General features: G+C 47.3%; 4 protein-coding genes and 1 pseudogene. 1 reads left to right on the top strand and 4 read right to left on the bottom strand.

The features are described from left to right. Positions 1 to 140: 140 nt before the first annotated feature. The 4 genes from ACKTSG_RS13590 to ACKTSG_RS13575 form a co-directional block, all read right to left on the bottom strand. Positions 141 to 749, bottom strand: coding sequence for a response regulator transcription factor (locus ACKTSG_RS13590; protein WP_054719687.1), 609 nt, complete (start codon positions 747 to 749; stop codon positions 141 to 143). A gap of 2 nt (positions 750 to 751) precedes the next feature. Further along, positions 752 to 1,780 (bottom strand): sensor histidine kinase, encoded by a 1,029-nt coding sequence (locus ACKTSG_RS13585; protein WP_005717502.1) that lies wholly within the window; start codon positions 1,778 to 1,780, stop codon positions 752 to 754. Positions 1,781 to 1,847: 67 nt separating this feature from the next. Further along, positions 1,848 to 2,612, bottom strand: coding sequence for an ABC transporter permease (locus ACKTSG_RS13580; RefSeq protein WP_033571215.1), 765 nt, complete (start codon positions 2,610 to 2,612; stop codon positions 1,848 to 1,850). Between the two features lies 1 nt (position 2,613). After that, positions 2,614 to 3,498, bottom strand: coding sequence for an ABC transporter ATP-binding protein (locus ACKTSG_RS13575; protein ID WP_056964392.1), 885 nt, complete (start codon positions 3,496 to 3,498; stop codon positions 2,614 to 2,616). Between the two features lie 367 nt (positions 3,499 to 3,865). Between ACKTSG_RS13575 and ACKTSG_RS13570 the strand changes: the two are divergent. Further along, a pseudogene (locus ACKTSG_RS13570) lies at positions 3,866 to 4,093 on the top strand (transposase); the annotation flags it as partial. Between the last annotated feature and the right edge of the window lie 357 nt (positions 4,094 to 4,450).

The following is a 4,450-nucleotide window of genomic DNA, read 5'->3' as shown; positions in this document are numbered from 1 at the left end:
TGCATCAAGACGATACCTCTTTCATTAATTGTGTAGGAACTTTAATGATAACAGGTCGTATCGACTTGGTGTTTTTTATTTTGTCTGAGTGCTAACGATAGTGGCTAACTTGATTGTAAAACGCGGGATCTTAAAAAAGTTTATGCCAACCACTTATTCCGTTTCGCCATCTCAATTGCCTCAATCCGATTATGCACCCCTAGCTTACTAAAGATGGCCGACAAGTAGTTACGCACGGTGCCTTCAGATAGAAAAAGCGAGGCTGCGATTTGTTTGGAAGACAAACCACTGGCGACTTCCCCGAGAACGGCCAATTCGCGCTCTGTCAGGGGGTTGCTTTCAGCCGTGACCATGTTCGCAACTAATTCCGGTGCGTAAACTGTTTGCCCCGTCATCACTTTCCGGATAACGGCGATTAGGTCATCGCTTGGGCTGTCTTTCAAAAGATAACCGTTCACTTGAGAAGCAATAGCGCGTTGAAAATACGCTTTTTGCGCGAAGGTGGTCAGGATAATGACTTTGGTAGGTAAAGCGTGCGTGTGAATTTGATCAGCAACATCCAGGCCGGTCATTTTCGGCATTTCAATGTCGAGGATCGCGACATCAGGCGGCTGCGATTGAATGGCTTGCCAAGCGGTGGCGCCGTCTTGTGCACTGCCGATGACGGTTAAATCATCTTCCAAGTTAAGTAACTGCGACAGTGCCGAGTTTAACATGCTTTGATCTTCGGCAAGGTATAACGTGATCATCATCAGGCCTCCTTTGGCAAAGTAAGTGAAACCCGTGTGCCTTGGCGATTATGGACAATGGAAAAAGTGCCATTGACCGCTTGCATGCGTTGTTGCATGCCGCTAATACCATTTGACCCAGCGCGAACATAGCTTTTTGAATGGCCATCATCTTGAACCTCAACCAGATAAGCGGTGGGGGTTTGATCGAAGGTAATGATGGCTTGGTGAGCGTGCGCATGGCGAATCACATTGGTAATGGCTTCGGAAATAACGGCGCTCAATTGGGCTTGAACGGTTGTCGGCCATTCAGTGGCTTCATTTTCCCCGTTTGTCAGTAAAACTACATCCGCTTCGGCAAGATTTTTACCTTGTTCCAACATCATTTCGCTTAGGGACTGCTGATGAAGGTCGTTGACAATGGCGCGGACCAATTGTAGGTTGTCGCGGCTGGTTTTAGCAATATCGTCTAATTCTTGGGCCACTCGTTCCGGCGCTTTGATGAGTAACTTTTTTGCCAATTCGGTTTTGAGCGTGATCATCGAGAAGCTTTGGCCAAGTGTGTCGTGCAAGTCACGCGCGATGCGTTCACGCTCACCGCGGCGAACAACCGCCTGCAGCCGCCGATTGGTTTGACTTAACTGGCGGCGACGGATAACTGAGCGCGCAACCGCGTATGAAATCAGCGGTGAGGCTAATGGAAAAACAAGGTCGCTAATATTCGCATTGTCGAGACCAATGACGCCAGGATGAAACTGATTATAACGCCAGAGTCCGATGAATATAATCACGTAAAATGCGGTGGCAAACCAGCGAAAATATTTTCGCGGGTACCGGGCCAAGATAAATGAAATCTGCCATCCAGGGTAAATAATCATGTAGTTATTGAAGGCAAAGATCGAAAACAAGCCGGCAATGAAGAGTTCTAGTGGAATCGTCACCGCCAGCCACCGATCGATTTCATTAACGAGAATATAAACGAACAGGAAAAGGACCCCTAAGCCGATCCACAGCCAGTCAATACTGGACTTGGTGGGGATGAACTCGCTCATAATATATGGCAAATAAAGCAGCCATATATAACTGGTCCATTCCAGATTACTTAACCATAATCGAAAGCTATGCCTCACCCAATGCCACGCCTCTCCGTTGTTCGTTTCGAGTCATTGCCACAACGACCAAGCCGGCAAGTAAGACCCAAACAGCTATGCCAATCAAATTGGTTAAGTCTACTTTAGCACGTGACGTCAGTTCATTTAAGAGATTGTTGACGAAATAAGTCGGCATCAGCTTGCCAATCGCTTGAAGCCAACTTGGCAACATGCTGATGGGCCACCATAAGCCACTGACAAGGGCCATCGGGAAAGTCAGCAAGTTACTGGCAAGACTGAGCATTTCTTCTCGATGGATATGCGACAACGCAATTCCGATCATGAGCAAAGGCAGCTGGCCAATTAAGACCACAACTATCAGCCCCAACCATTGGGTGATTTCGAGCCGAACGCCATTAACCCCAACTGCAATCCCGCCTAGCACCACAACTGACAGCAGACTCATCATCAACATCCAAAAGGTGATGGACGTGTAATAAGGTAAGGTGCCATGTGGAGAAAGCCGCAAAAAAGTTGTCAGTCCTTTTTCACGGTCACGCCTTAAGATAGAAGCAATGCTGAAGAAAGCCTCAATCAAAACACTGTAGACGATCATCTGGCCCATGTAAGTGAGATTGAATTGCTTGATTTCTGCGGCGGATCCACTCACCATGATTTTAGTGAAAAGCAAATAAAATCCAGCGGGCATGATGATTGAAAAGAAAATGAATGATACGTTACGGACGACTAATCGCTTGCCATCAAAAGCTAATTGTGCAAGGAATGTTTTCATTTTAGTTGGCCTCCTGTTGGGTTAACTGTAGGAAAATATCTTCCAATGATTCACGATTCACACTCACTTGGTGCAGGCGGTCAAGCAGCGGTGTCAATGCGCGCAAGGTCTGGTCACCATCTGTGCTGTGAATGACGAGTTTATGCTTGAGATGATCAACGCGATCAACTGCAGGCAAGCCGTTGAAAATGGGCAGTTGCAGGTCAGTTTCGAATGTAATGGTGGCACCGAGATGCTGTTTTTGCAGTTGCTGGAGGGAGCCGTCAAATGTGAAGCGACCTTTTTGCAGAATCAGCAGGCGGTCCGCAATTTGTTGGATTTCCTCGAGATAATGGCTGGTAATCACGATGGTTTTACCTTCTTGGCGCAATTGCTCGATGTTGTCCCAAAATGCTTTACGCGAGTTGGCGTCCATCCCGACAGTAGGTTCATCGAGGAAGAGTAAGTCCGGTTGGTTGATTAAGGCAACGGCAAATGTCACCCGACGCAATTGCCCACCGGAAAGACTGCCGAGTCGCTGTGTTTTAAAAGGCTCTAGGCGTAAGTCCTTGAGCAATTTATTGGTGGCAAGCGGATGATTGCCTTCAGCCGCAGCAAGCTTCAGTAAGTCTGCAATCGTGATGCCGGGAACAACCATGTCGCCTTGAAGCATCGACCCGATCCGTGCCTTGCTAATGGCCGATCCGGGCTGCTGTTCAAAAACGCTGACCGCGCCTTCACCTTTAAGTAGTCCTAGTAAAATGTTTAGCAGGGTGGTTTTACCTGCGCCGTTAACGCCGATCAAACCGATGATTTCACCGGCGTTTACCGTTAAGTTAATATCGTTTAAAACTTGCTTTTTACCATAGCTGAATTTCAGATGTTCAGTTCGAATAATTGTGTGCATGTCATCCACCTCCAACATCGATACTACGCGGCCACCATGATTGCCAGTAGTCGCGATTGTCATGAATGTGATGTGACAAATGTCATGACTGACGATTTTTATTGCGCTGGAGAGGCACACGACCTTTTGTTGCTATGATGATGAATCATCGGAAGCGTCAGATCAAAGGAGCAGCAGCATCTCTATTGTGCGAACCACACTTCTTGTATAATGAAGGGAATATGGACGCGGATTAAAAGAGGGAAATCAGGGAGATGGCAGCGACATTATCATAGCCTTCGCGTAATCTATTATTAGCAAGTCAATTAGAAGCTGTCCAAGATCTATGATTTTTGATATACTTCTATGTGAAAAGTGAGTTTAAGCTATGAAAAATTATCCCAGCAATATTACTCGGCAACAGTTTGAATTAATTCGACCAGCTTTAGAAAATTTTCGTAAGCGAACTAAGCCTCGAAAATATGACCTCTACGAGGTCTTCTGTGCGGTCCTATATGTCTTGAAAACCGGTTGCCAATGGCGTCAAGTCCCCGGTGATTTCCCAGAATGGCGGTCAGTTTACAACTATTACAAAATTTGGTCAACTAAAGCTGAGCCTACGTATGTGTCAAGTCTTTCTCGGTTCCACTAATTGAACTATTCTTTTTTGCTCGACTGCCGGCCAGGACGACCTCCACAGGAATTGGCGTGGAACGGGGTGGGCACGACTTTGAGCCTCGCTTTGCGAGTCTCAAAGCTCGGCCTCTGTGTAGGCGATAAATCGCCAACACAGACGTCACCCCTGACGCCATTCCTGCTCCGGTCATCCTGGCCTACTGAGTGGGTTCAGTTGAAGATGTGTGCTAGGTGACCAGTGCCCGAACTAGTACTTGCGTACAGCGCTATACGTCCCTGATAAGCACCCTGGTGCGTTGTGGGCGCTGGCCCAAACAGCTGAAGGCTCCGAAGCGTG

Source organism: Lacticaseibacillus salsurae (assembly GCF_045862175.1).
Taxonomy (GTDB): Bacteria; Bacillota; Bacilli; order Lactobacillales; family Lactobacillaceae; genus Lacticaseibacillus; species Lacticaseibacillus salsurae.
The sequence above is the reverse complement of the archived record's forward strand: the minus strand, read 5'-3'. Positions and strand labels throughout refer to the sequence as shown.